Origin of the sequence: Marixanthomonas ophiurae (assembly GCF_003413745.1) — a bacterium.
GTDB lineage: Bacteria > Bacteroidota > Bacteroidia > Flavobacteriales > Flavobacteriaceae > Marixanthomonas > Marixanthomonas ophiurae.
The window spans coordinates 710020-734616 of sequence record NZ_QVID01000001.1 but is presented as its reverse complement, the minus strand read 5'-3'; the positions used below and the strand labels follow the sequence as shown (position 1 = coordinate 734616).

Annotated in this window: 19 protein-coding genes; 10 read left to right on the top strand and 9 right to left on the bottom strand. The window is 36.2% G+C overall.

The genetic code is table 11. The annotated features are described in order from the left end of the window. Nucleotides 1–9: 9 nt before the first annotated feature. The 3 genes from DZ858_RS03230 to DZ858_RS03220 all read right to left on the bottom strand — a co-directional run bounded on the left by DZ858_RS03230 (nucleotide 10) and on the right by DZ858_RS03220 (nucleotide 2270). A complete protein-coding gene (locus tag DZ858_RS03230; RefSeq protein WP_117158101.1) occupies nucleotides 10–642 on the bottom strand; it encodes a Crp/Fnr family transcriptional regulator in 633 nt (210 codons plus the stop codon). 97 nt (nucleotides 643–739) lie between these two features. Then, nucleotides 740–1249, bottom strand: a complete 510-nt coding sequence (locus DZ858_RS03225) for an acyl-CoA thioesterase (RefSeq protein WP_117158100.1) — start codon at nucleotides 1247–1249, stop codon at nucleotides 740–742. A gap of 67 nt (nucleotides 1250–1316) precedes the next feature. Further along, complete coding sequence (locus DZ858_RS03220; RefSeq protein WP_239990710.1) at nucleotides 1317–2270, bottom strand: HU domain-containing protein; 954 nt, start codon at nucleotides 2268–2270, stop codon at nucleotides 1317–1319. Between the two features lie 98 nt (nucleotides 2271–2368). On the opposite strand from DZ858_RS03220, the gene dprA reads away from it, so the two are divergent. Further along, complete coding sequence (dprA, locus tag DZ858_RS03215) at nucleotides 2369–3475, top strand: DNA-processing protein DprA (RefSeq protein WP_117158099.1); 1107 nt, start codon at nucleotides 2369–2371, stop codon at nucleotides 3473–3475. Here the strand turns inward: dprA and trpS are convergent. Beyond that, the gene (gene trpS, locus DZ858_RS03210; RefSeq protein ID WP_117158098.1) at nucleotides 3472–4440 is read right to left on the bottom strand and encodes a tryptophan--tRNA ligase; all 969 of its coding nucleotides are present in this window, start codon (nucleotides 4438–4440) and stop codon (nucleotides 3472–3474) included. The two genes, dprA and trpS, sit on opposite strands and share 4 nt — an antisense overlap. A 109-nt stretch (nucleotides 4441–4549) precedes the next feature. Here trpS and DZ858_RS03205 point away from each other — a divergent pair, with 109 nt between their 5' ends. Further along, nucleotides 4550–5290, top strand: a complete 741-nt coding sequence (locus DZ858_RS03205; RefSeq protein WP_117158097.1) for a lysophospholipid acyltransferase family protein — start codon at nucleotides 4550–4552, stop codon at nucleotides 5288–5290. A 109-nt stretch (nucleotides 5291–5399) separates the two neighbouring features. On the opposite strand, the gene DZ858_RS03200 is transcribed toward DZ858_RS03205, so the two are convergent. From DZ858_RS03200 to DZ858_RS03185, 4 genes are all read right to left on the bottom strand, one after another. After that, nucleotides 5400–6911, bottom strand: a complete 1512-nt coding sequence (locus tag DZ858_RS03200; RefSeq protein ID WP_117158096.1) for a porin family protein — start codon at nucleotides 6909–6911, stop codon at nucleotides 5400–5402. Between the two features lie 30 nt (nucleotides 6912–6941). Continuing rightward, nucleotides 6942–7466, bottom strand: coding sequence for an RNA polymerase sigma factor (locus DZ858_RS03195; RefSeq protein ID WP_117158095.1), 525 nt, complete (start codon nucleotides 7464–7466; stop codon nucleotides 6942–6944). A gap of 122 nt (nucleotides 7467–7588) precedes the next feature. Next, the gene (gene recA / locus DZ858_RS03190) at nucleotides 7589–8596 is read right to left on the bottom strand and encodes a recombinase RecA (RefSeq protein ID WP_117158094.1); all 1008 of its coding nucleotides are present in this window, start codon (nucleotides 8594–8596) and stop codon (nucleotides 7589–7591) included. 168 nt (nucleotides 8597–8764) lie between these two features. Further along, complete coding sequence (locus DZ858_RS03185; protein WP_158548343.1) at nucleotides 8765–9931, bottom strand: T9SS type A sorting domain-containing protein; 1167 nt, start codon at nucleotides 9929–9931, stop codon at nucleotides 8765–8767. 152 nt (nucleotides 9932–10083) lie between these two features. Here DZ858_RS03185 and trhO point away from each other — a divergent pair, with 152 nt between their 5' ends. The 6 genes from trhO to DZ858_RS03155 all read left to right on the top strand — a co-directional run bounded on the left by trhO (nucleotide 10084) and on the right by DZ858_RS03155 (nucleotide 16685). After that, a complete protein-coding gene (gene trhO / locus DZ858_RS03180) occupies nucleotides 10084–11115 on the top strand; it encodes an oxygen-dependent tRNA uridine(34) hydroxylase TrhO (protein WP_117158092.1) in 1032 nt (343 codons plus the stop codon). A gap of 88 nt (nucleotides 11116–11203) precedes the next feature. Further along, nucleotides 11204–12382, top strand: a complete 1179-nt coding sequence (locus DZ858_RS03175) for a PSP1 domain-containing protein (protein ID WP_117158091.1) — start codon at nucleotides 11204–11206, stop codon at nucleotides 12380–12382. Continuing rightward, the gene (locus tag DZ858_RS03170; protein ID WP_117158090.1) at nucleotides 12375–12860 is read left to right on the top strand and encodes a gliding motility lipoprotein GldH; all 486 of its coding nucleotides are present in this window, start codon (nucleotides 12375–12377) and stop codon (nucleotides 12858–12860) included. The genes DZ858_RS03175 and DZ858_RS03170 overlap by 8 nt, the downstream gene beginning before the upstream one ends. A 1-nt stretch (nucleotide 12861) precedes the next feature. Beyond that, nucleotides 12862–15198: a penicillin-binding protein 1A gene (locus DZ858_RS03165; RefSeq protein WP_117158089.1), complete on the top strand. Its 2337-nt coding sequence runs from the start codon at nucleotides 12862–12864 to the stop codon at nucleotides 15196–15198. A 129-nt stretch (nucleotides 15199–15327) separates the two neighbouring features. Next, a complete protein-coding gene (locus DZ858_RS03160; protein ID WP_117158088.1) occupies nucleotides 15328–16029 on the top strand; it encodes a CoA transferase subunit A in 702 nt (233 codons plus the stop codon). Continuing rightward, the gene (locus DZ858_RS03155) at nucleotides 16029–16685 is read left to right on the top strand and encodes a CoA transferase subunit B (protein WP_117158087.1); all 657 of its coding nucleotides are present in this window, start codon (nucleotides 16029–16031) and stop codon (nucleotides 16683–16685) included. Before DZ858_RS03160 ends, DZ858_RS03155 begins: the two co-directional genes overlap by 1 nt. 576 nt (nucleotides 16686–17261) lie before the next feature. Here DZ858_RS03155 and DZ858_RS03150 read toward each other — a convergent pair. Then, nucleotides 17262–18950 carry an ABC transporter ATP-binding protein gene (locus DZ858_RS03150; RefSeq protein ID WP_117158086.1) on the bottom strand — a complete coding sequence of 563 codons (1689 nt, stop codon included), beginning with the start codon at nucleotides 18948–18950 and terminating at the stop codon, nucleotides 17262–17264. Between the two features lie 677 nt (nucleotides 18951–19627). On the opposite strand from DZ858_RS03150, the gene DZ858_RS03140 reads away from it, so the two are divergent. Further along, nucleotides 19628–22999 (top strand): GEVED domain-containing protein, encoded by a 3372-nt coding sequence (locus DZ858_RS03140; RefSeq protein WP_193550704.1) that lies wholly within the window; start codon nucleotides 19628–19630, stop codon nucleotides 22997–22999. Between the two features lie 126 nt (nucleotides 23000–23125). Next, a complete protein-coding gene (locus DZ858_RS03135; RefSeq protein WP_117158084.1) occupies nucleotides 23126–24586 on the top strand; it encodes a sensor histidine kinase in 1461 nt (486 codons plus the stop codon). The last annotated feature ends 11 nt before the right edge of the window (nucleotides 24587–24597 follow it).

Here is a 24597-nt window from a genome sequence, read left to right as displayed (position 1 = left end):
ATAGAACAATCAAAAGGAATATAATGTTATGCTGTTTCGCTTTAACTTTATCTTTTTCATAGTCTCCAGTTTCTTTAGAAGTCTTGATATCACTACTCTAGAAGTGTTTAAATCATAGGCAATTTCTTGGTGTGTAGTGTGTAGAGTAGTATCACCAGAAACTTTTGCTTTTTCTTTTAAATACTTCAACAGACGCTCATCCATATTTAAAAAAGCAATGGTATCTACTGTATGTAATAACTCTTGTAAACGGTTATGATAACTTTCAAAAACAAAGTTTCTCCAACTTTTATATTTAGCAGTCCATTCTTCCATCTTTTGTACAGGAATCATTAAAAGCTCTGTATCTAATTCGGCTACTGCTTTAATCTCACTTTTGGTATGTCCTAAACAGCAAGACATGGTCATGGCGCATGTGTCGCCAGTCTCTAAAAAATACATTAGTAACTCATCTCCCTTATCATCTACACGAAGTACTTTAATAGCACCTGAGAGTAGTAAAGGCATTGATTTTACGTAATCGCCAATATTAATTAAGGTTGTGTCTTGGGAAATTTGTTTAAAGATCGCAGTTTGTTCAATTTCTTCTATTAAATCTTTTTCAAAAATTGAAGCGTATGTAGGATGAATTGATTGATTCATGTGTAATTATTGATCGCTTTTTCTGAATTAAAGCTAAGATACAATCAATAAATAGTAACAAATCAGTTTTTTTATAATTTCTATGAAAAATTCACCTTTATTGAAACAATGCTTTTAATTCCGTTGCATCTTTAGGATCCATCTTTTTTGCTAATACCAAACTTAATTGTCTTCTACGCAAAGCAGCTTCATATCGTTCTTTTTCCAGATCGCTTTCTGGTTTTAAAGGAGGAATAGGTACCGGGCTTCCCATTTCATCTACAGCTACAAAAGTATAAATAGCTTCATTTGCCTTACTGCGCATACCGCTTTCGCGATCTTCAATCCAAACATCCATAAATACTTCCATTGAGCTTTTAAAGGCTCGAGATACTTTAGCTTCTACGGTTACAACACTTCCTAGCGGAATCATTTTATTAAAAGCTACGTGGTTAACCGAAGCCGTTACTACAACACGACGACTATGTCTACGGGCAGCGATACCAGCTGCACGGTCCATTCTAGCTAATAATTCACCTCCAAACATGTTACCAATAGGATTGGTCTCACTAGGAAGCACTAGGTCTGTAATAATAGTTCTTGACTCTAAAGATGTTCTAGATTCCATTGCAAAATAAATTTTTGCAAAGGTACATTGGTTTTTAATGAAATGGAATAAAGAAAGGGGTTATTATTTAGTTAGAAAGATCCTTAACTAATAACCAGGCGGCTTCGTTTTCGGTACGTTTAATGTTTCGAAGTTCTCGAAGTGCTTCTAATCGATCTTCATAACTGCTGTACACAACTTGGTGTAGACCATATTTGTTGGCGCCAATCAGTTTTGCAGAAAACCCTTTTTCTGAAAGTTGTGCAATTTTTTTCTTGGCATTTTCTTCCATACGGAAGGCTCCAGCAATAATATGATATTTACCAGTTTGTTTTGGAACGGTAATTTTTAATGCTGGTAATGGATTTTCTATAACAAAAGTCGCTTCTTGTATTTGGTTTTCAATTCTGCTGTCGGCCTCTTGCTTTGCTGCAAAATTATGTTTTTGCACTTGGCTTTCGTATAGTTTCATTCCTCCAAAACCACCTAAAGTAAGTGTTATCAAACCAATTGCTGCATATTTTAAATATGGTCTAGCTGTACGACGCTTTGGTGTAAAATGGATAGGTGCCTTTTCTTCTAGGGTTTCAACCGATTCTTTATATTCTTCACGGCTTACTTTTGTTGAAACATACGCACTTAACCCAAAGGACGCAGTACTAAAGTTCTCTGTTTCTGAAGGAATAAACTGTACTGACTTTTCAGCATTCAAATAAAACTTACCTAAGTTTTTAAGTAAAACGGTTTCACCTTCTGTAACTTGAAGGGATATGTTAGCCGTAAAACTTCGAATTTTTTGAACTGCTGTTTCATAACTACAGTTTTCTACTGAAGCAACATAATTTGCCAATAACCCATCATTGGTTTGCAACTGCCTATTAAATGAAAGTGATTTTCCAGGGGGATAAAAAGTGTTAGTTTCTTCATCGATTCTAGCGGAACGATATTGCGTTAAAAACGCACCAAACCCCGGAATGATAACACACTCATACCGATAGAGTAAGTCTTTTATGTAGGTGGCTAGTTGCATACTAACAAACATAGATTATTTTTTTAGGTATTTCAATTGCTGGACATAAAATTTATCAACAACTTAAAAAATTGTATTTTTAACAACTCCCCGATTGCATATATACTCTTATGTTATCACAAAAAGAATTACTCTATACTCTTGCTTTACAGCGCACTCCTAATTTGGGCGACACGTCTGCTAAAAAACTGTTGCGTGCGGTAGGTTCTGCGGAAGCTATTTTTAAAGAGAAAAAACAAAATTTGCTAAAAGTAGATGGTATAGGAACCTTTAAGCTAAAAGATCTCAACGAAAATCAACAACTTACCGAGGCAGAAGCTGAACTCCGTTTTATTGAAGAGGAAAAAATCCAATACAGTTACTTTCTTGACAAAACATACCCCGAACACCTGAAACATTGTTTGGACGGCCCAATCTTATTTTTCCATAGTGGGAACATCGATTTAAAGAATAAAAAAATTATCAGCATTGTTGGCACACGAAAAGTAACTACTTATGGAACTACTTTCTGTCAAAATTTTATTGAAGAATTAGCACCACTTAATCCCGTTATTGTTTCTGGCTTTGCTTATGGAGTCGATATTACCGCTCATAAAGCGGCAATGGACAATGGATTACAAACCGTCGCGTGTTTAGCACATGGGTTAAACCAAGTCTACCCAAAAGTGCATAAAAAGTATGTTGCAAACATGGAGAACAACGGCGGTTTTATTACCGAATTTTGGAGCGATGATCCTTTTGATCGAAACAATTTTTTAAAACGTAACCGAATTATCGCTGGCTTATCTGAAGCTACCATCGTGATAGAATCTGCTGAAAAAGGTGGAAGTCTTGTTACGGCAGATATTGCAAATTCTTATAACCGGGAGGTTTTTGCCGTGCCTGGTCGAAGTACCGATAAGCAAAGCCAAGGTTGTAATAACCTAATTAAAAAACAACAAGCACATTTGCTAACCAATGCTGCTGATCTTATCTACCAATTAGGCTGGGAAGTTGAAGAAAAAGACAAAAAATCACAGCAAACTCAACTTTTTGTCGAATTGACCGAGGAAGAGAAAAAAGTCTATCATTTTTTAAAGCAAAAGGACAAAGAGTTACTGGATATTATTGCGCTAGAATGCCAAATCCCCACTTTTAAGGCCGCAACCATTTTGTTAAATATGGAATTGAAAGGTGTGGTGCGGCCGTTACCGGGCAAATTGTTTCAGTTAATTTAGTACCCTACCTTTTTACGAACGCGTTTCAACACCTCATCAGCAACATTCTTCGCTTTTTCAGCTCCTATTTTTAAGGCTTTATCAATTTCATTTAGATTATTGATGTAATGATTGTACTTGGTGCGTTCTTCAGAAAAAGTTTCGGTTATCAGTTCAAAGAGAGCTTGTTTGGCATGACCGTAGCCGTAGCCACCGTTTTCATAGTTACCGCGCATTTCAGATACTTGTTCAGATGAGCCCAATAATTTATAAAGTGCAAACACATTACACGTATCTGGGTTTTTCGGTTCTTCTAAAGGTGTACTGTCAGTATCAATACTCATTATTTGCTTCCGAAGTTTTTTATCAGGCAAAAAAATGTTAATGAAATTATTGTTCGATTTACTCATCTTTGACCCATCGGTACCAGGAATAAGCTTGGTGTTTTCTTGAATTTTACCTTCAGGCATCACAAAAGTTTCGCCCATTTTTGCGTGGAACCGGGAAGCGACATCGCGCGTCATTTCAATATGCTGCAATTGATCTTTTCCTACGGGAACAATCTCGGCATCGTATAGTAAAATATCGGCAGCCATTAACATTGGGTAGGTAAATAAACCCGCGTTTACATCTTCCAGCCGGTCCGACTTGTCTTTAAATGAATGTGCCAAGGTTAGGCGTTGATATGGAAAAAAACAACTTAAATACCACGAAAGTTCTGCTGTTTGTGGTACATCACTTTGTCTATAAAATACTACTCTATTTATGTCTAGTCCAAAGGCTAACCAGGTTGCTGCAACGCTGTAGGTGTTGTTCCGTAATGTTTCAGCATCTTTTATTTGAGTTAACGAATGCATATCGGCTATAAACAAAAACGATTCATTTTTAGGGTCGTTTGCCATGTCAATTGCAGGTTTGATGGCTCCTAAAATATTTCCTAAGTGTGGCGTCCCTGTGCTTTGTATTCCTGTAAGTATTCTAGACATAATAATTTCCCGAAAGAACGGGAATCTATTTTAATTAATAATCAATTTTCAGCAAAGGTACTTTTTTTACCTTTTTGATACGCCCCAAATCATTACTTTTGATCTTTGAATGAAAATAATAAACTACTTCTTTATTTTTTTATACCGTATTTGGTTCTATATACTTCTTTCGGTGCCTATTATTATACTCTTCCCAGTACTCTTGATAAGTATTCTCCGTGAAAAGTGGTATCCGTTCTTTTTTGCTTTGGCGCGGTTATGGGCTACCATTATTTTATTCGGGATGGGTTTTATTCCTAAAATAAAGCGCGAAACCCGATACAAAAAAGGACAAAGTTATATGTTCGTGGCCAATCACACCTCAATGGCCGATATTATGTTGATGCTATACGTAACCCGAAATCCATTTGTATTTGTAGGAAAAAAGGAATTGGTTAAAATACCCATTTTCGGTTTTTTCTATAAACGTACCTGTATCCTGGTAGACCGTACTAATCCCAAAAGTCGGCTAGAAGTGTTTAAAAGGGCACAAGATAAATTGAATCAAGGGTTAAGCGTTTGTATTTTTCCAGAAGGCCGTGTTCCGGACGACCTGACTGTAATATTAGATACATTTAAGGACGGGGCTTTTCGTTTAGCAATAAATCATCAAATTCCTATTGCGCCGATGACGTTCCACGATAATAAAAAAAGATTTTCCTATTCCTTTTTATCTGCAAGCCCTGGTAAAATGCGGGTGAAAGTTCACGAAACTCTGCCCACTAAAATATTGAGTATGGACGATAGACGAATTTTGAATCATACAACTCATACTATTATTGAAGAGGAGCTAGTTAATCCTACGATATAAAAAAACCGTCCTATGGCGAAGAACGGTTTTTCTTTAATCATGTTTGGCATCACCCAAACCTAACCAACTAAAAAATGTGCCAATTAAACTTTAAAAAATTAGCACTAACCTAAAACTTAAAACTCAACCCGCTATACAGGCCAATGTAATATGGTTTAAACCCTACAGATGAGTCTGTGTATGGATTAAGTTGATACTTAAACATAGGTTCAACATTAAACTTTAAGCGTTTACTTATTTTATAATCAAAACCTACACCTACGTTTGTGGTAAAACTTAATGAATTAAGGTTGTTCGCTTCTCCTAATACACTTCTGAAGTTTCCGTCTTTTACTGATATTTCATTGTTTCCTAAAAAGAGTGTACTTACCCCGCCAATCATATTAATACCAAAACGATTGTTTAAAAGGGCGTATTTTAATTCTAAGGGCACTTCATAATAACTAATGTCCTGTATAATTTGAGCACTTCCACCAGTTGATTTTGGGGTTATAGTGCCAAAACCATCTCCTCCAGGTGTCGCCATATTCAACGCTCCCTTATCAGCAGGAATAATAATGTTTTCATTGCCATTATAATTTATTGTACTAAGACCAAAAGCTACCGGGCCTGTGCCAATGTCCACGCCTCCTGTTGCATAACCAAGATTTACATTATTTACACCAGAACGAATGCTTAATCTATCTGTAATATTATATGCCACTTGCACGCCGTAGCTAATGTTAACATCACCGCTTTGTGAATTATCTGCAAACACAGGGTCTATTGATGAACCGCCATTAAGTGAACTATAATAAACCGGTGCTACGTTGGGCGCAACATCCCATCTATTTTGAGGCTTATTGGTTGTGGCAACAGCTTCTTCTGCTTTTTTGGTATCTTCAATTTCGTCAAAAATGGATTTTTTTTCAGTTTCTTTTTTTATCTCTTTTTCAGTTTCGGAAATAGCTGTTTCCGAATTTATTTCTTCTGAAATACTAGATTCTTTCCTTATTAAATCATTCGTTTTTTCCGAATTATTTTTTTCTGAAACCTCTTTTGAATCGCTATTTTTAGTTTCGGAAGCAATTGCAGTAACATCGTTTTCAGTAATTACGTTACGTTGCTTAGCTCTATTATCTTCTTTTTCAGAAGTAGTTTTATGTACTGGGTTTTTTATTTTTCCTTCGGGAGTATTCTCAACAGCGACAGCAGATTTGTTGTTTTCTTCAGAATTTAAGCTATTATTTGAAGCCTTGTTTGTATCTGAATGTTGCTTTTGATCATCATCAATTGTTTTTTCGGTTGATTTTTCACCTGTTTCTGAAGCAACTTGTGAGTCATTATAAATAGTTTCTTCCGCTTTTGTTTCAGAATCTGTGGGTATGGGGGCTGTTTTTTCTTCAGTAACCACTTTATTATTGGTTTCTTCGTTATTAAAAACCGAATTTCCAATAGTGAACAACAGTGCCAATAAAGCAGCTACACCGCCTAGTTTCCACCAAAGTGGAATTACTTTTCGGTCTTTTTTCTTTTCCTGTAATTCTGCTTGAATATTATCCCAAACGTGTGGAGGCGGAGTCGTTTCATGGTTTTTGAAACGCTCTTTAAAAAGCTCGTCTATGTGCTTTTTGTTTTTCATAGAGGGGAGTTCTACTTTATATACGTTAATTTAAGGGTTATAGTTATCTATCTTATTTTTTAATATTCCTCTTGCTCTTGCCAAGTTAGATTTAGACGTGCCATCGCTAATTCCTAACATTTCGGCTATTTCTTTATGCGAATAATCATCCAAGACGTATAAAGTAAATACCAATCTATAACGATCTGGTAATTCTTGAATAATTTTCAATAAAAAATCCAACGGTACCGTTTCTGTTTCTACTGTTACTTCGTCTTCTTGTTCTATCCGTTCTTCATCATCTATATTGTAAACCTTTTGTTTACGATATTTTTGAAGTACAGTATTGACCGTTATTCGTTTTATCCAACCTTCAAAAGAGCCTTTTGCTTTATACTGCTCAATCTTTTTAAAAATGGTAAGGAAAGCGTCTTGTAAATTGTCTTCGGCTTCGGTTTTATTGGGCGAATACCGCAAACAAATGGCAAATAAGATGCCGGAATATCGTTTGTACAATGCTTCCTGTGCCTTACTGTCCTGCTTCTTACATTTTAGTATGAGCTCGTCTAAAGTCAAATTGCGGTACCGTGGTTATTGATGGTTATTACTTAATTACAGTGCAAACGATACTAATAATCAAGGCCCTACATACTGTAGATACCCTAATTTCCAAAAGGTTGCGTGCAGAATGTACCTTTTTATTCCTTAAGGGCTTTTATAGCGTCTTTTATTTTGGTTTCTAATTCTTCCATAAGCTCTGGGTTGTCTAAAAGTAATGTTTTAACTGCGTCACGACCTTGTCCTAATTTAGTTTCGTCGTAGCTATACCAAGAACCACTTTTTTTAATGATTTCAAAATCAACACCCAAATCGACAACCTCACCTACTTTTGAAATTCCTTTGCCGTACATAATGTCAAACTCAGCCGTTTTAAACGGTGGTGCCACTTTATTTTTCACCACTTTTACACGGGTTTTGTTCCCCTGTACATCACTGTTTGAGTCTTTAATTTGTGTAGAACGGCGAATATCAAGTCTTACAGAGCAATAGAATTTAAGGGCATTACCACCGGTTGTGGTTTCCGGATTACCGAACATCACTCCAATTTTTTCACGCAGTTGATTAATAAAGATTACCGTACATTGAGTTTTACTAATTGATCCGGTAAGTTTACGAAGTGCTTGTGACATTAATCGAGCGTGAAGCCCCATTTTACTGTCTCCCATTTCGCCTTCAATTTCACTTTTTGGTGTCAACGCTGCTACGGAATCAATAACAATAAGATCGATAGCACCACTTCGTATTAAGTTGTCGGTAACTTCTAAAGCCTGTTCTCCATTATCTGGTTGTGAAATAATCAAGTTTTCAATGTCAACCCCTAAATTTTCGGCATAATAACGGTCAAAAGCGTGTTCCGCATCAATAAAAGCTGCGATTCCACCTTTTCGCTGTGCTTCGGCAATGGCATGTAAGGTCAAAGTGGTTTTACCAGAAGATTCTGGACCGTATATTTCAACTACTCGTCCGCGTGGATATCCGCCTACACCTAGTGCTACATCAAGCCCTAACGATCCGGTTGGGATTACATCTACTTCCTGTACAGCGGCATCTCCCATTTTCATGACGGTGCCTTTTCCGTACGTTTTATCCATTTTATCTAGTGTAAGCTTTAGCGCTTTTAATTTTGCTTCTTTTTCTTTGCTCATAGTGTGTGTTTTAGCTGTAAATAAGTCAGTAGGCTAAGGTACTATTTCTTTGCTTTTACTACAAAAGGAAAAACCCTGAAACTAGTTTTTTTGTTAACAGAATTGAAATAAAAATTGAAGTGAATTCTATAGGGCTATTTTTAAAGTAATTGTATTCTGAAGAAAGCATCAAAACTTCACAATTTTTTGAGTGGTTTTGATCCCTCTTTCATCTTCTATATTGATAAAATACATACCAGAAGATAAATTGGAAACATCTATGGAAGTTTCATTTTCAAATTGGATATTTTTTGAAACTACCTCTTTTCCTTGAATTGTATAAATACTTAGGTTTAATTGTGAAGACTTTAAACTTGAATTTTCTATAATCAATTTGTTTTTTACTGGGTTTGGGTAAATGGAGAACATTTTTTTAGAATAATTTTCTAGAGATAAATGCTCTACACAGTCGATTAAAGTAAAACCAATATCCCTCGATGGATTATAAATTTCAAGAACATTGGCATAATCGCAAGGATCATCACCAAATTCTGAGAACCATCTTTGAAAGGTGAAATCGTCACTCGTTGCAAGATCTTCAAGAATGGCATAAAAATCTTGTTCTACGTCCATAGAATCCTGATTACCGCAATTACCTGAAGTAAGGGTTAAGCTCTCGCAAGAAATGTAAAAATCTCCCTCGTTGTAATCTCCATTAAAAACTACTTTTGAATTTATTTCCCCACAAATAATACTTTTAAAACTCCCATCGGTATTAAAGCTAATTTCAGTTTCCTTTGCGATATTATAAGGTAGTGTATAAAAAGTACCTTCATTTGTTAAATCCTGTAAATACCAATATCCAAGGCCATCTTCAAAAATATATCCATCCGCATCTGTATTGTGTGGTGAATTATATAATTGAAGTGTATCCCCATCTATATTGGTTAATGTCAAAATTTTATAGTACCAATTGTTATAATCTTCAATAATTTCATATTCAAAATTATCAGCAAGTCCTTCTTGAAAAAAGCTGATATATAAACCCCTAAATTCATTATTGTCATTTTCATTACAAGTTTCTAAAAATGGAGAAAAGTCAGTAATTCCAAAGGTGGTTTGGCTTTGATAATCAATACTAAAATTCAAGGTTCCCGCGCAGCACATATCGGTAAACGAAGAAGTTTCGTCAAACGTAGCCTGTATTTCCATATTGGGGTTTTTTGGTGCTTCGGTGGTGATATTATTTATTGTAATGCTTTTTGCATGCCAAGTATGCCCAAAAAGCTCAGAATTTTGGCAAAAAGCAGACGTAGCAGTCAATAAGCAAAGAAAAAAAAGTAATTTTTTCATCATATTAAAATTAATTTTAATTAGGAAATAAGGGAAGTCTCTACTAAAATACAAAAAAATCATGAACATCATTCTTTTATTGCCAAAAACGAAGGGTTTGCTTATTTTTGCCGTATTATTTAAAAAATATTTCTTTTCACTAAACAAAGTATAGCATGCAACTGTACAACACCTTAAGTGCAAAAGAGCGGGCCGATTTATTGGAACAAGCAGGAGAAGACCGCTTGACCCTCTCTTTTTATCAATATGCCAAGATTGGCAATCCAGAAATTTTCAGAAATCATTTGTTTATCGCTTGGGACGAACTTAACGTTCTAGGCCGTATTTATGTAGCACACGAAGGGATTAATGCCCAACTTTCAGTACCTGCCAAGAACTTCGGAAATTTTAAAGAATTTATCGACAATATCTATTTTTTAAATGGCGTTCGATTGAATATCGCCATTGAACACGATTTGAAATCGTTCTTAAAACTAAAAGTAAAAGTGCGCCCAAAAATCGTGGCAGACGGATTAAACGACGAAACGTTTGATGTTACCAACAAAGGCGTTCACGTAGATGCTGAAAATTTCAACAAACTTATCGATGACCCCAACACGGTGTTGGTCGATATGCGAAACCATTACGAAAGTGAAATTGGTCATTTTCAAGGAGCCGTAACGCCCGATGTGGATACATTTCGTGATTCGCTGGATATTATTGAAGCCGATTTAAAAGACCACAAGGAAAATAAAAACCTAGTAATGTATTGCACTGGCGGGATTCGATGCGAAAAAGCCAGTGCGTACTATAAACACAAGGGGTTTAAAAATGTATTTCAACTAGAAGGCGGCATCATTGAATACGCCCGTCAAGTGAAAAATAAAGGATTAGATAATAAATTTATTGGTAAAAACTTTGTGTTTGATCATCGTCGCGGGGAACGAATTACCGAAGATATTATCGCTAGTTGCCATCAATGTGGAAAACCTTGCGACACGCATGTAAACTGTGCTAACGAAGCGTGTCACTTGCTTTTCATCCAGTGTGAAGACTGTTCGTCTGCTATGGAAACCTGTTGTAGTACTGAGTGTAAAGAGATTATTCAACTTCCGTATGAGGAACAAAAAAAGCTTCGGAAAGGCATTCCGAATAGTAATAAAATCTTTAAAAAGGGGCGTTCAGAAAAACTAAAGTTTAAGAAGTAGGTTCTTCAATTATTGGTATCTTTACTTTTCAAGAGAATGTTTAATCTTCGTCTCGTTTTCTTTTGAAAATGAGCTATATATATACAATATGGGCTGTACAAGCTGTGCCACAGGCGCCAATGGACAGCCAAAGGGATGCAAAAACAATGGAACTTGCGGTACCGATGGCTGTAATAAATTAACGGTGTTCGATTGGCTTTCCAATATGTCACTTCCTGCCGATATGGAACCTTTTAAAGGCGTGGAAGTGCGTTTTAAAAACGGACGGAAACACTTTTACCATAATAACGAAAACCTTACGCTAAGCATGGGCGACGTGGTTGCTACTGAAGCTTCCCCTGGTCATGATATTGGTATAGTAACACTTACCGGCGAATTGGTTCGTGTACAAATGAAAAAGAAAAATGAACGCGTAGATATGAATGCGCTTCCAAAAATATACCGAAAAGCCTCTCAAAAAGATATTGATAAATGGCAGAGCTGCCGTGATAAAGAACCTAGTATTCAAAAGCAATCCCGTGAGATTGCTATTCGCTTAGGCTTAAAAATGAAAATTAGCGATATTGAATACCAAGGTGACGGTTCAAAAGCTATTTTCTATTATACTGCTGAAGAGCGTGTAGATTTTAGACAATTAATTAAAGAATTTGCCCGTACATTCAATACCCGTATCGAAATGAAACAAGTTGGTTTCCGTCAGGAAGCAGCACGTTTAGGCGGTATTGGCTCGTGTGGTCGTGAATTGTGTTGTTCTACTTGGTTAACCGATTTTAGATCTGTAACCACTTCAGCGGCTCGATACCAACAATTGTCATTAAACCCATTAAAACTGGCCGGACAATGTGGCAAACTGAAATGTTGTCTTAATTACGAATTAGACACTTATTTAGAAGCTTTAAAAGAGTTTCCGAAAAGTGATGTAAAGCTGCAGACTGAAAAAGGACCTGCCATATGCCAGAAAACCGATATTTTTAAAGGGCTAATGTGGTTTTCGTATGTAAAAGAAGGAATGAATTGGCTGGAACTTTCTGTAGAAAATGTAAATAAAATTATTGCACTCAATAAAAAAGGCACTAAAGTTGCAAGCCTTGAAGAATACGTTGTTGAGGTTCAAAAATCGAAAGAAGAACTGTTTAGCAATGTAGTTGGGCAAGATAGTTTAACGCGTTTTGACCAACCAAAAGGTAAAAAGCGGAACAAACGTCGTAAAAGCCGTAACAAAAACAGAAAGCGAAGTAAAAATAGAAATTCAAAAAAGAATGCGTAATCTTTTTTTAGTTGCAATAGCAGGTTTATTAGCCTCTTGCAATACCGATGCTGTTATGAGCGACACCCATTCGTTGCCTAATTACTGGGATAAAAACGACACCATTGCGTTTTCAATTCCGCAGTTAGACACGTTAAAACAGTATAATGTCTTTTTACATCTTCGGAATACAAATGACTATCGTTTTAACAACCTTTTTTTAATTGTTTCGATGGAATTCCCGCACGGTAAAACCATTCAAGATACGTTAGAGTACAGAATGGCCGAACCTGATGGCGCATGGCTAGGTGAAGGAATTGGAAGTTTAAAAGACAGCAAACTTTGGTTTAAAGAAGATGTTACGTTTCCAGAAGAAGGCACATATCAACTTCGCATCATGCAAGCCGTACGCAATAACGGCGATGTTGAGGGCGTTACCAAACTAGAAGGCATTACAGATGTTGGTTTCAGCATTGAAGAAGCATCGCAACAACAATAACATGGCAAAAGAACAAGCTAAAAAATCGGCCTCGAAAAAAAAGCCGAAGAAACAAAAAGACGATACCGGAAGACACATTAGAACCTTTTGGAAAATATTTGGTATTGGAATAGGATTGATAATTCTTGTCTTCCTTTTCGCTTCGTGGGGCTTCTTCGGAAGTTTGCCTGATGAAACCAGTCTTGAAAACCCTGAAAAAAATCTCGCCACCGAGATTATCTCTGCAGATGGTAAAACATTAGGAAAGTTTTATAAAGAAAATCGAACTCCAGTTAAATATGAAGAACTACCCGATCATTTAATAAACGCATTAATTGCAACTGAAGATGCTCGCTATTACGATCACTCAGGTATTGATGCTAAAGGAACGTTGAGAGCAGCAGTTTTTTTAGGATCTAGAGGTGGTGCTAGTACTATTTCACAACAATTAGCCAAATTGTTTTTTACTGAACAAGTTTCAGATAATAAATTAGAAAGAGGGCTTCAGAAAATAAAAGAGTGGGTTATTTCTACTCGTTTAGAACGTCGCTATACAAAGGAAGAAATATTGACTATGTACTTTAACGAGTACGATTTTCTTAATCAAGCGGTTGGTATTGAATCTGCAGCCAGCATTTATTTCGATAAAAGCCCTACCGAACTCACTACAGCAGAATCTGCTATGTTAGTTGGGATGTTTAAAAACTCTTCTTTATATAATCCATTAAGAAATCCAGTTGGAGTTAAAAATCGTAGAAATGTGGTGTTATCTCAAATGGAGAAGTACGATTTTATAACTGAAAGTGTAAAAGATTCACTACAAGCATTACCGCTTGAAATAAAATACACCCCACAGGGTCACGATGAAGGGATTGCAACGTATTTTAGGGAGTATGCTCGTGCTTTTATGTCAGATTGGATCAAGGAAAACCCAAAAACAGACGGTTCTCAATACAATATTTATAGTGATGGCTTAAAAGTATATACGACTATAGATTCTAAAATGCAGGAATACGCTGAAGAAGCTGTCGATATGCATATGAGAAATCTTCAAAAAGAATTTGACAGCCAAAACGAAAAAAACAAAACAGCACCTTTTCGTGATATTACCGAAGAAGAGACCGAGCAAATTTTTAAATCGGCCATGCGACGAAGCGATCGTTGGCGCGAAATGGAAAAACAAGGAAAGGATAAGGAAGAAATTATAGCCAGTTTTAAAAAGAAAGCACAAATGCGCATCTTTTCTTGGACTGCCGAGAATAATGCCATCGATACCATTATGACCCCAATGGACTCCATTCGGTATTATAAACGTTTTTTACGAGCCTCTTTAATGTCGATGACGCCACAAACAGGAGAAGTAAAAGCTTGGGTAGGAGGTGTTAATTACAAGCATTTTAAGTACGATATGGTAAAGACAGGACACCGTCAAATTGGCTCTACATTTAAACCTTTTGTCTATGCTACGGCGATAGACCAAATGCATATGTCGCCCTGTGATACGCTTCCAAATACACAATATACTATTGAAGAAGGAAAATATGGTTTATTAAAACCTTGGACTCCAAGAAATGCTGGAGGTGACTATGGAGGTATGGTAACCTTAAAAGAAGCTTTGGCGCGCTCAATTAACACCGTAACAGCTAGATTAATAGATCGTGTTGGGCCAAAACCAGTAATTGAGTTGATTTCAAAAATGGGAGTAGATACTAAAAATATGCCTGCAGCACCATCGATTGCATTGGGTACACCAGATGTTTCTTTATATGAAATGGTAGGCGCTTATAGTGTTTTTGCCAATGAAGGTGTATATGTAAAACCAACACTTATACAACGCATAGAAGATAAAAATGGAACTGTTTTATATCAAAACGTTCCTGAAACCAAAGATGTAATCAGTGACGAAACCGCCTATGTAACGGTAAGCCTTATGCAAGGAGTGGTGCAGTCTGGGTCGGGTAGTAGACTGCGAGGAACGTGGCGTGGAGGTCACATGTATAAAAATGTCATTACAGGCTATCCATACGATTTTAAAAATCCAATCGCTGGAAAAACTGGAACTACACAAAATAATAGTGATGGTTGGTTTATGGGGATTGTTCCTAATCTAGTAACCGGTGTTTGGGTTGGCGGTGAAGACCGTGCTACGCATTTTAGAAGCACCGCTTACGGTCAAGGAGCAACTATGGCATTACCTATTTGGGCTATTTATATGAAAAAATGCCTCGCCGATGAAGAGCTTAATGTTTCCGATGAAAACTTTAAACGTCCTTCGGGTGTCACGATTGAAACAGATTGTGCTAAATGGAGAGAAGACAATCAAGACGTAGATGATGTGCCAGACGAGTTTGACTTCTAGCTAAATCTAAAAAATAATTGAAACCGTTTCAGATTCTGAAGCGGTTTTTTTATTGTATTTCTGAAAATGCCACTCCCTTACGAAGTATTTTTGAAGCAAATTTTGTAATTTTCTGAAAAATAAAAAATAATGATTAATAAAACGGTTTCAAATGTTGAAGAAGCTTGTAAAGGCATAAAAGACAGTATGACTTTAATGCTAGGCGGCTTTGGATTAAGCGGAATTCCTGAAAATGCTATCAAAGAATTAGTTCGGTTAAATATTCAAGATGTAACGTGTATTTCTAATAATGCAGGTGTAGATGATTTTGGATTGGGATTACTGCTTAGAAAACACCAAATAAAAAAAATGATTTCATCGTATGTAGGTGAGAACAAAGAATTTGAACGCCAGATGTTAAGTGGCGAGATGGAGGTTGAGTTAATCCCTCAAGGAACTTTGGCGCAGCGGTGTCAAGCTGCCCAAAGCGGTATTCCAGCATTTTTTACACCTGCAGGTTATGGAACTGAAGTTGCCGAAGGAAAAGAAACTCGAGAGTTTGATGGTAAAATGCATGTAATGGAAAAGGCCTTTAAAGCCGATTTTGCTTTTATAAAAGCTTGGAAAGGTGATGAAGCAGGTAACCTAATTTTTAAAGGAACTGCTCGAAACTTCAATGCGAATATGAGTGGTGCTGCCAAAATAACGGTAGCTGAGGTTGAAGAATTAGTGCCAGCCGGAGAATTAGATCCTAATCAAATACACATTCCAGGAATATTTGTACAACGAATTTTCCAAGGAAAAGATTATGAAAAGAGAATTGAACAACGAACCGTAAGACCTAAGAAATAATGTCATTATCTAAAGAACAAATAGCACAACGCATCGCGAAAGAAGTAAAAGATGGTTATTACGTAAATCTTGGTATTGGTATTCCAACCTTGGTTGCCAATTATGTACGGGACGATATTCAAGTAGAATTTCAAAGCGAAAACGGAATTTTAGGAATGGGGCCTTTCCCTTTTGAAGGAGAAGAGGATCCAGATTTAATTAATGCAGGTAAACAAACTATTACAGCGTTGCCAGGCGCTTCATTTTTCGATTCGGCTATGAGCTTTTCCATGATTCGTGGTCAGCACGTAGATCTGACTATTTTAGGATCTATGGAGGTGGCACAAAACGGAAACATTGCCAACTGGAAAATACCGGGAAAAATGGTAAAAGGAATGGGCGGCGCGATGGATTTGGTGGCTTCTGCCGAAAATATAATAGTTGCGATGATGCATACTAATAGAGCCGGTGCCTCAAAATTATTAAAAGAATGTACTTTGCCGCTTACTGGCGTAGAATGTGTGCGCAAGATAGTTACCAACCTTGCAGTTCTTGAAATAAAAGACAATGCTTTTCATTTACTGGAACGTGCACCTGGTGTGAGTATTGATGAAATTAAAGAAGCTACTGAGGGTGAATTGGTAGTAAACGGAGAAATTCCCGAGATGAAATTTTAATTTTTTTACTTCTTTAAAGAATTGACCGATGTTTACACATCGGTCTTTTTTTAGTATAAAAATAAGATATTTCCTACATTATAACTGTAAGTGTTAAAATTTTAAGCTCTTTATCGAATTAATATGTTTTTAATCGACTAAATCTAGTTTATTTTTCATATTAGCATTCCCAAATTTAACTAACTAAAAGCTTACTTATGAAAAACATAATTAACTCCCTAAAGAATACATTTTCATTACTTAAAAATGTGCTCTATGTAGCAAAGAAAGTTTTCTTGCTCATGTAATACTACTACTTGTTGGTAGTTATGGGCTACTTAATTATGCCCCGAATCTGCAATGATTCATATAATAAGCCCGTTCTTTGTGAGGTTAGAACGGGTTTTTTTATGCTCAAAATTTTTCGGTCGGTGGTTTCGATACATTTTTTAAATCATTGCTTTGCAATTTTTAAAAAACACTCAAATACCTCAGCACTTGAGCCTTATTTCGTTTTTAAAGTATTTTTTTAATAAATCGAATTTGAGGTGGCTGAGAGATCGCGATGGAATCGGGATTTTATCGAAGCCCTGAAGCCTAAATCCCCTTCGGAATCGCATCAATCAATTTTTTGGTATACTCTTTTTGAGGATTGGCGTAAATCTCATCTGCATCGCCTATCTCTTCTATTTTCCCTTCATTCATTACTAATAATTGATCGGCCATATATTTTACAACCGCCAAATCGTGGGAGATAAATAAGTAAGTAAACCCAAAGTCATCTTTCAATTCATTCAACAAATTTAAAACCTGAGCTTGTACTGAAATATCTAATGCAGAAACCGACTCGTCGCAAATAACTAATTTGGGTTCTAGAGCGATAGTTCGAGCTATACCTACACGTTGTCTTTGTCCGCCGGAAAGTTCGTGCGGATATCTATAATAATATGACTCATCTAACCCAACCCGGTTTAATATTTTTTTTGCCTTTTCTTGGCGTTCTTTTTTTGATGAGCCAATGTTGTGTACTTTCATGGGTTCGGTTATAGATTCACCAATTAAAACACGTGGGTTTAAAGACGAATACGGATCTTGGAAAATAAGCTGAATCTCCTTGCGCAGTTTTCGTATTTCTGAAGCTTTTAATTGCGTTAATTCTTTTCCGCGGTATAAAATATGCCCTTTTGTGGCTTTTTCTAATTGTAAAATGGTTTTACCCAAAGTTGATTTTCCGCAGCCAGACTCACCTACAAGGCCCATGGTTTCGCCTTCAAAAATGGCGAAGCTTACATCATTTACTGCTTTTACCGTCTGTATAGTTTTAAAAAAACCGGCATTACTATAATATTCTTTTTCGAGGTTTTTTACTTCTAGCAATGGTGTTTGTGTATAGATTTTTTTATGTCGTTTCGCACGAGTTTGCGATGTTTCTACCTTTGGCACAAAACTGTTATCTGCAATAGAAGAAATGGTAGGTAATTTTTCCAAACGTTTTTCTAACGTTGGGCGTGAAGCTAGTAAAGCTTTAGTATATTCGTCTTTTGGGTTTTTAAATAGTTCAATTACAGTATCTGTTTCAACAATATTACCTTTGTACATAACTACTACCCGATCTGCGATTTCTGAAACCAAAGCTAAATCGTGTGAGATAAACAATAAACTCATTCCCGTTTCTTGTTGCAATTCTTTCAATAGCATTAAAATTTCTTTTTGAACGGTAACGTCCAAAGCTGTTGTTGGCTCATCGGCAATAAGCAATTTAGGTTTACAAGCAATCGCCATGGCAATCATAACCCGTTGCATTTGCCCACCACTAATTTGATGCGGATAACTGTTATATAATTCTTTGGGTCTTGGAAGTTTTACTTTTTCAAAGAGAGACAGCGTCTCTTTTTTTGCTTCGGAAGCAGAATAGTTTAAATGGTGTTGTATTATTTCTGAAACTTGATATCCGCAACTCAATGAAGGGTTTAATGCACTCATGGGTTCCTGAAAAATCATAGCGATTTCCTTTCCGCGAATATTCCGAAACTCTTTAGCACTTATTTCTAAAATATTCTTTTTCTGAAAGAGGACTTCGCCCTTTACATGTGATTGTTTTTCAGGTAACAACCCCATGATTGACATAGCCGTGACTGATTTTCCGGAACCGGATTCTCCTACTACACCAAGTATCTCATTTTCAGAAATTGAAAAGGAAATATCATGGATAACTTCAACCAAATTTGGTTTTTTTCCGAAGGAAATGGAAAGATTGTTAATTGAAAGAAGCAAATTGTTGTTCATTAATTCAAATGTACCAATTTTAACTTTATTTCTATTTTTTCCTTACCCTATATAAACACTAGGGTTTAAGGATTTTACCTACAAATTTTAACAATTTTAAGTGTGTAGTTTGTCGATAAAATTTTGTTTTTATTAATATTTTGGGTTAATTCGTGTCAGATTTTGAACAAAAAGTCATTTTTATCCCCACTTATGACAAAAAAATACGATTTTTATAAAGTTGCAAATCTCTTTAATTCTGTTAAAGATGAAAAGCGCACAATAAAGCAACCACCCCGACTAATTTTCACATATTGCTTTTTTCAAAATACGCTTCCACTTTATTCCTTTTTACTTTTTTTCCCTTCTTTACCACAATTTCAACATTCAAAATTTCCTATAAAATTTTTGTACCATTCCTTTTGGTCAAAATCTAAGATAACTTACGAGAAAACGTAATAAACGTATTGCCCCACAATATGTATCCCCACAAATACTTAAAAATAACAGACCTAATTATTAACCCTTAATATTCACTAATTATGAGAAACAATTATAAAGACCTTGCTGTAGCAACGTCATTATTATTAGCTTCAATTATTGGTTTTATGCAGAAAAACTTCAAAGTACCATAAAACCACTACATGTTTTTCAATCTAAGCAAACCTTTTTTAAAACCTTTTAACATCTCAATCCCTATGAAATCTCAGTACTTCTTAAACAGAAGCGTATTTACATTTGCGCTACTTTTAATTGCAGGAATGGCTTTTTCACAAACCGAAAGTCAATTAAAACAAATAACAAGTCGTTACGACTTACAGAACTTATCCCAACTTGAAAAAAGATTGGACAGTAAGAACAAACAACAAAAGCAAGAAGTTTTAGCTTTAGCTCAGCAAAGAAATATAGAAACCCGAGTTCAATTAGCTGATGGAGGTTTTGCTGAACTTCAGTATTTTGCCGATGATGGAAGCCCTATTTATTACAGGACATTCAATGCTAATGCCGCAGTTTCAACAAGAGCTAACTTTCTAAACTCTGGTGGTGGCTTAGGATTAAACCTTGATGGACAAAATATGATAGCCTACGTTTGGGATGGTGGTCATGCTAGAGTAACACACCAAGAATACGATGGCCCTGGAGGCAACAATCGTGTAAGTGTAGAAGATGCCTCGTCTGAAGGTGGAACTCAACTTAATTTTCACGCTGCTCACGTTACAGGAACAATTACTGCCTCTGGTGTTCAAGCTAGTGCAAAAGGAATGTCCCCACAATCTAAAGTTAGAGGATATATGTGGAATAACGATATTGCTGAAGCAACGGCCGCAGCCTCAAACGGAATGCTTCTTTCAAATCATAGTTACGGGTTTCGTTCTGATTTAGTTCCAGATTATTATTTTGGTGCTTACATAACTGAATCTCGCGATTGGGATCAAGTAATGTATAATGCTCCATATTACTTAATGGTAGTAGCTGCCGGTAATGACGGAAATACAAACTATAATGGCTCACCCTTAAATGGAAATTCTGCTTATGATAAATTAACTGGGCATTCTACTTCAAAAAATAACTTAGTAGTAGCAAATGCTCAAGATGCTAATATTGACTCAAACGGTAACCTAGTAAGTGTTACTATTAATAGCTCTAGTAGTGAGGGACCAACAGATGACTTAAGAATTAAACCAGATATTACCGGAAATGGTACTTCGGTTTATTCTACATATGAAAATAGTGATACTGCCTATGCAAGTATAACAGGTACTTCAATGGCATCTCCTAACGTTACAGGAACTCTTTTGCTATTGCAACAACATCACAATAATTTAAATGGAAGCTTTATGCGTGCCTCTACATTAAAAGGTTTAGCAATGCATACAGCTGATGATGCTGGACCTTCTGGGCCTGATGCTGTATATGGTTGGGGATTGCTAAACGCAAAACGTGCTGCTGAAGCCGTTACTGATGAAGGTGCTAATTCTATTATTGATGAATTAACTTTAAACTCTGGAGAAACCTACACTATAACAGTAGAAGCTGATGGCGTAAATGATTTAATGGCCTCCATATCTTGGACAGATTTACCGGGAACCGCAACCACACAAACAAACTCTTCAACACCTAGATTAGTGAATGATTTAGACATTAGAGTTACAAAAAGCGGTTCAACTTTTATGCCTTACAAACTTACCTCCGTAACAAGTAATGGAACGGGTGATAATAACGTAGATCCCTATGAAAGAGTTGATGTTGCGAATGCTACAGGAACTTATACAATTACTGTTACTAATAAAGGTAATTTAAGCGGAGGAAGTCAAAACTTTAGCTTGATTGTAACTGGAATTACTGAAGAAGCTGCTGTCTGTGAAGCTACTACACCTAGCAATGTTGATGTTTCAGGCGTAGGTTCTAACTCTGCAATTGTTGCTTGGGATGCGGTATCTGGTGCAACTTACGATGTAAGATATCGTGAAGATGGTGCTAGTTCTTGGATAACTCAAGCAGCTTCTGGAGTTTCAACAACTTTAAGTGGATTGTCTCCTGAAACTGATTATGAAGTTCAAGTTCGTAGTAAATGTAGTGATGGGAGTACCTCGAACTATTCGTCCTCAGTAAACTTTACAACTTCAGTAGTACAACTTGATTATTGTGATTCACAAGGAAATAATGTAAGTGATGAATATATTGGTCAAGTTGAAATAGGATCAATTGACAACACCTCTGGTTCTGGTAATGGGTATTCAGATTTCACAAACCTAAGTACGGATTTAGCTAAAAACAGTTCAGCTACTATTACTGTAACACCTGTATGGACCGGAACAGTGTATTCTGAAGGATATTCGGCCTGGATAGATTATAACCAAGATGGAGATTTTACAGATAGTGGAGAGCAAGTATGGACAAGAGCTGCCTCAACAACAACACCTATTAGCGGAACCTTCACAGTACCATCATCTGCATTAAGTGGAAACACAAGAATGCGAATTTCAATGAAATATAATGGTATTCCTTCCGCTTGTGAAGCATTTACTTATGGAGAAGTTGAAGATTATACAGTAAACATTACTGGAGGCGGTGCCGATACTCAAGCGCCTACTGCTCCAACAAGTTTAGCATCTTCCAATATTACACAAACATCATTAACATTAAACTGGAATGCATCAACTGATAATGTAGGCGTTACTGGTTATGAAGTTTTCCAAGGAAGTACAAGCCTAGGAAATGTAACTGGAACATCAACAAATATCACCGGACTTTCTCCTGCAACTAGTTATTCATTTAAAGTTAGAGCTTTTGATGATGCAGGAAATAACTCAGCAGATAGTAATACCGTTACTGTTTCAACATTATCAAATAATATTAATTATTGTGATTCTCAAGGAAACAATTCATCATACGAGTGGGTTGATTTAGTTAGGCTTAATAACCTAAATAATGTTACCGGAAATGATGGTGGATATGCTGATTATTCAAACCTATCTGCTAATGTCCCTTACGGTTCTAACACCATTTATATTAGTGCTGGTTTCTCAAGTTCTAGTTATACTGAATATTGGAAAATCTGGATTGATTATAACCAGAATGGAACATTTGAAAGCAGTGAAGCAGTTGTTAGTGGTTCTTCTAGTAGCAGTGCAACTTTAAGCGCTACTTTCTCGGTACCTACTTCAGCACTATCTGGGCAAACTAGAATGCGTGTTTCTATGAAATATAATAGTGCGCAAACTGCTTGCGAATCATTTTCATATGGAGAGGTAGAGGATTATACTGTAAATATTGGTCAAACAACCAATACTGTTTATGGTGAAGTAGAAGGTCAACCTTTGGGTACTTCTGAGGCAGCATTTGGAATTAATGTTTATCCAAATCCTGCACACAACATTTTAAATGTTGAATTATTAGATAATAGAGAAGCTACGTATTCAATTTATAATGTACTTGGACAACAAGTATTAAAGGGTTCTGTAAACAGAACTGCAACCATCAACGTAGATACGCTTTCTAACGGTCTTTATCTTATCAAGATTAACGACGGACAGAAAGAACTGGTAGAACGATTTATTAAAGAGTAAAGTTTAATTAATTACCAGAGTTTAGAAAACCCTCATTTCTTAATAGAAGTGGGGGTTTTTCTTTTTTAAAACTTGACTTTCAATTTCGGTTTAATTATTGCTATATTCCCTTTGTAAAAACCATTCATGAAAATCTTCAGGCATTCGTTACGCAACCGCATTTTCTTCTCCATGTTATTATTGGTGGTCGGTGCCTCAATTTTGATAGCCCTGGTTACTGTTTATCAATATCAAGAGGAGGCAAAAGATTATCATCGGGATCGCCTAGAACGTAAGGAAACAGCTATTCGTGAAAAAATTAATTACGTTTTAAAAGAAACCACTTATCCAATAGAAACAGCTAAAATTCCTCTTATTTTTAAAGATGAAATTTATGAAATAAAGGAAATTCACAATCTTGAAATTTATTTATATGATCTGGACGGAAACCTCCTAAAATCGTCAAAAGCATCTTTTTTAAAGGATACTGCCAATCAAAAAATGCCAGATACTGCGCTAGCTGCATTACGTAATTCTTCTAACAAACATTATGTAAAAAACTTTACTGAAGCCGGACAGGAGTTTCAATCTTCTTATTCATACATAACCGATAATTATTTTAAGCCTTTGGCAATCCTGAACCTACCCTACATTGAAGACGACGGGTTCATCAAAAAAGAACTGAAGCAAAACTTAACCCGCTTGGGGATGGCATACTTATTAATGTTGTTGATTGCTATTGCCTTGGCATACTTTCTTTCAAAATACATAACAAGATCATTAAACACCATTAGTGAAAAAATAACCGAAACCCGGCTGAATAAACGCAATAAAAAAATAGTGATCGATTCAACTACCGAAGAAATTTCAACTCTTGTAAACGCCTATAATGGTATGATTGAAGAGCTTGAAAATAGTGCTGCACAATTGGCAACAAGTGAGCGAGAGGCTGCTTGGCGCGAAATGGCAAAACAGGTAGCGCACGAAATTAAAAATCCGTTAACACCCATGCGTTTAACGGTACAGAGTTTTCAGCGAAAATTTAACCAAAACGATCCTGAAATTGAAAAACGTTTAGACGAATACAGTAAAACCCTCATTCAGCAAATTGATACTATGAGTTCGATTGCCGAAGCGTTTTCAAATTATGCAAAAATGCCCGCCCAACAAGATGAAACGCTCAATGTGGTTAAAATAACTAAACTCGCTCTTGATATTTTTAACGAAGAGTATATTGAGTTTCATTCTGAAGAAGAAGAAATCATCGCTAAGTTAGATCGCACACAGCTAATTAGAGTAGTGACTAACTTAGTTAAAAATAGTATTCAAGCCATTGAGCAAATCAAACCAGAAGTACCGTTGATTAAAGTTATGGTGGCCTCAGAAGCGGAACATGTTTGTGTGCATATTTGTGACAATGGGCCAGGAATTCCAGAAAACAATAAAGAAAAAGTATTCGAGCCTAAATTTACTACTAAAAATAGCGGGATGGGGCTTGGACTTGCCATGGTAAAAAACATTGTAGAAACATACGGAGGCACCATAACGCTCAAATCTGAAGAAGGCGAAGGAGCTACATTTACTGTTCGCTTTTTGAGACAGTTATAGGCAATTTTGTA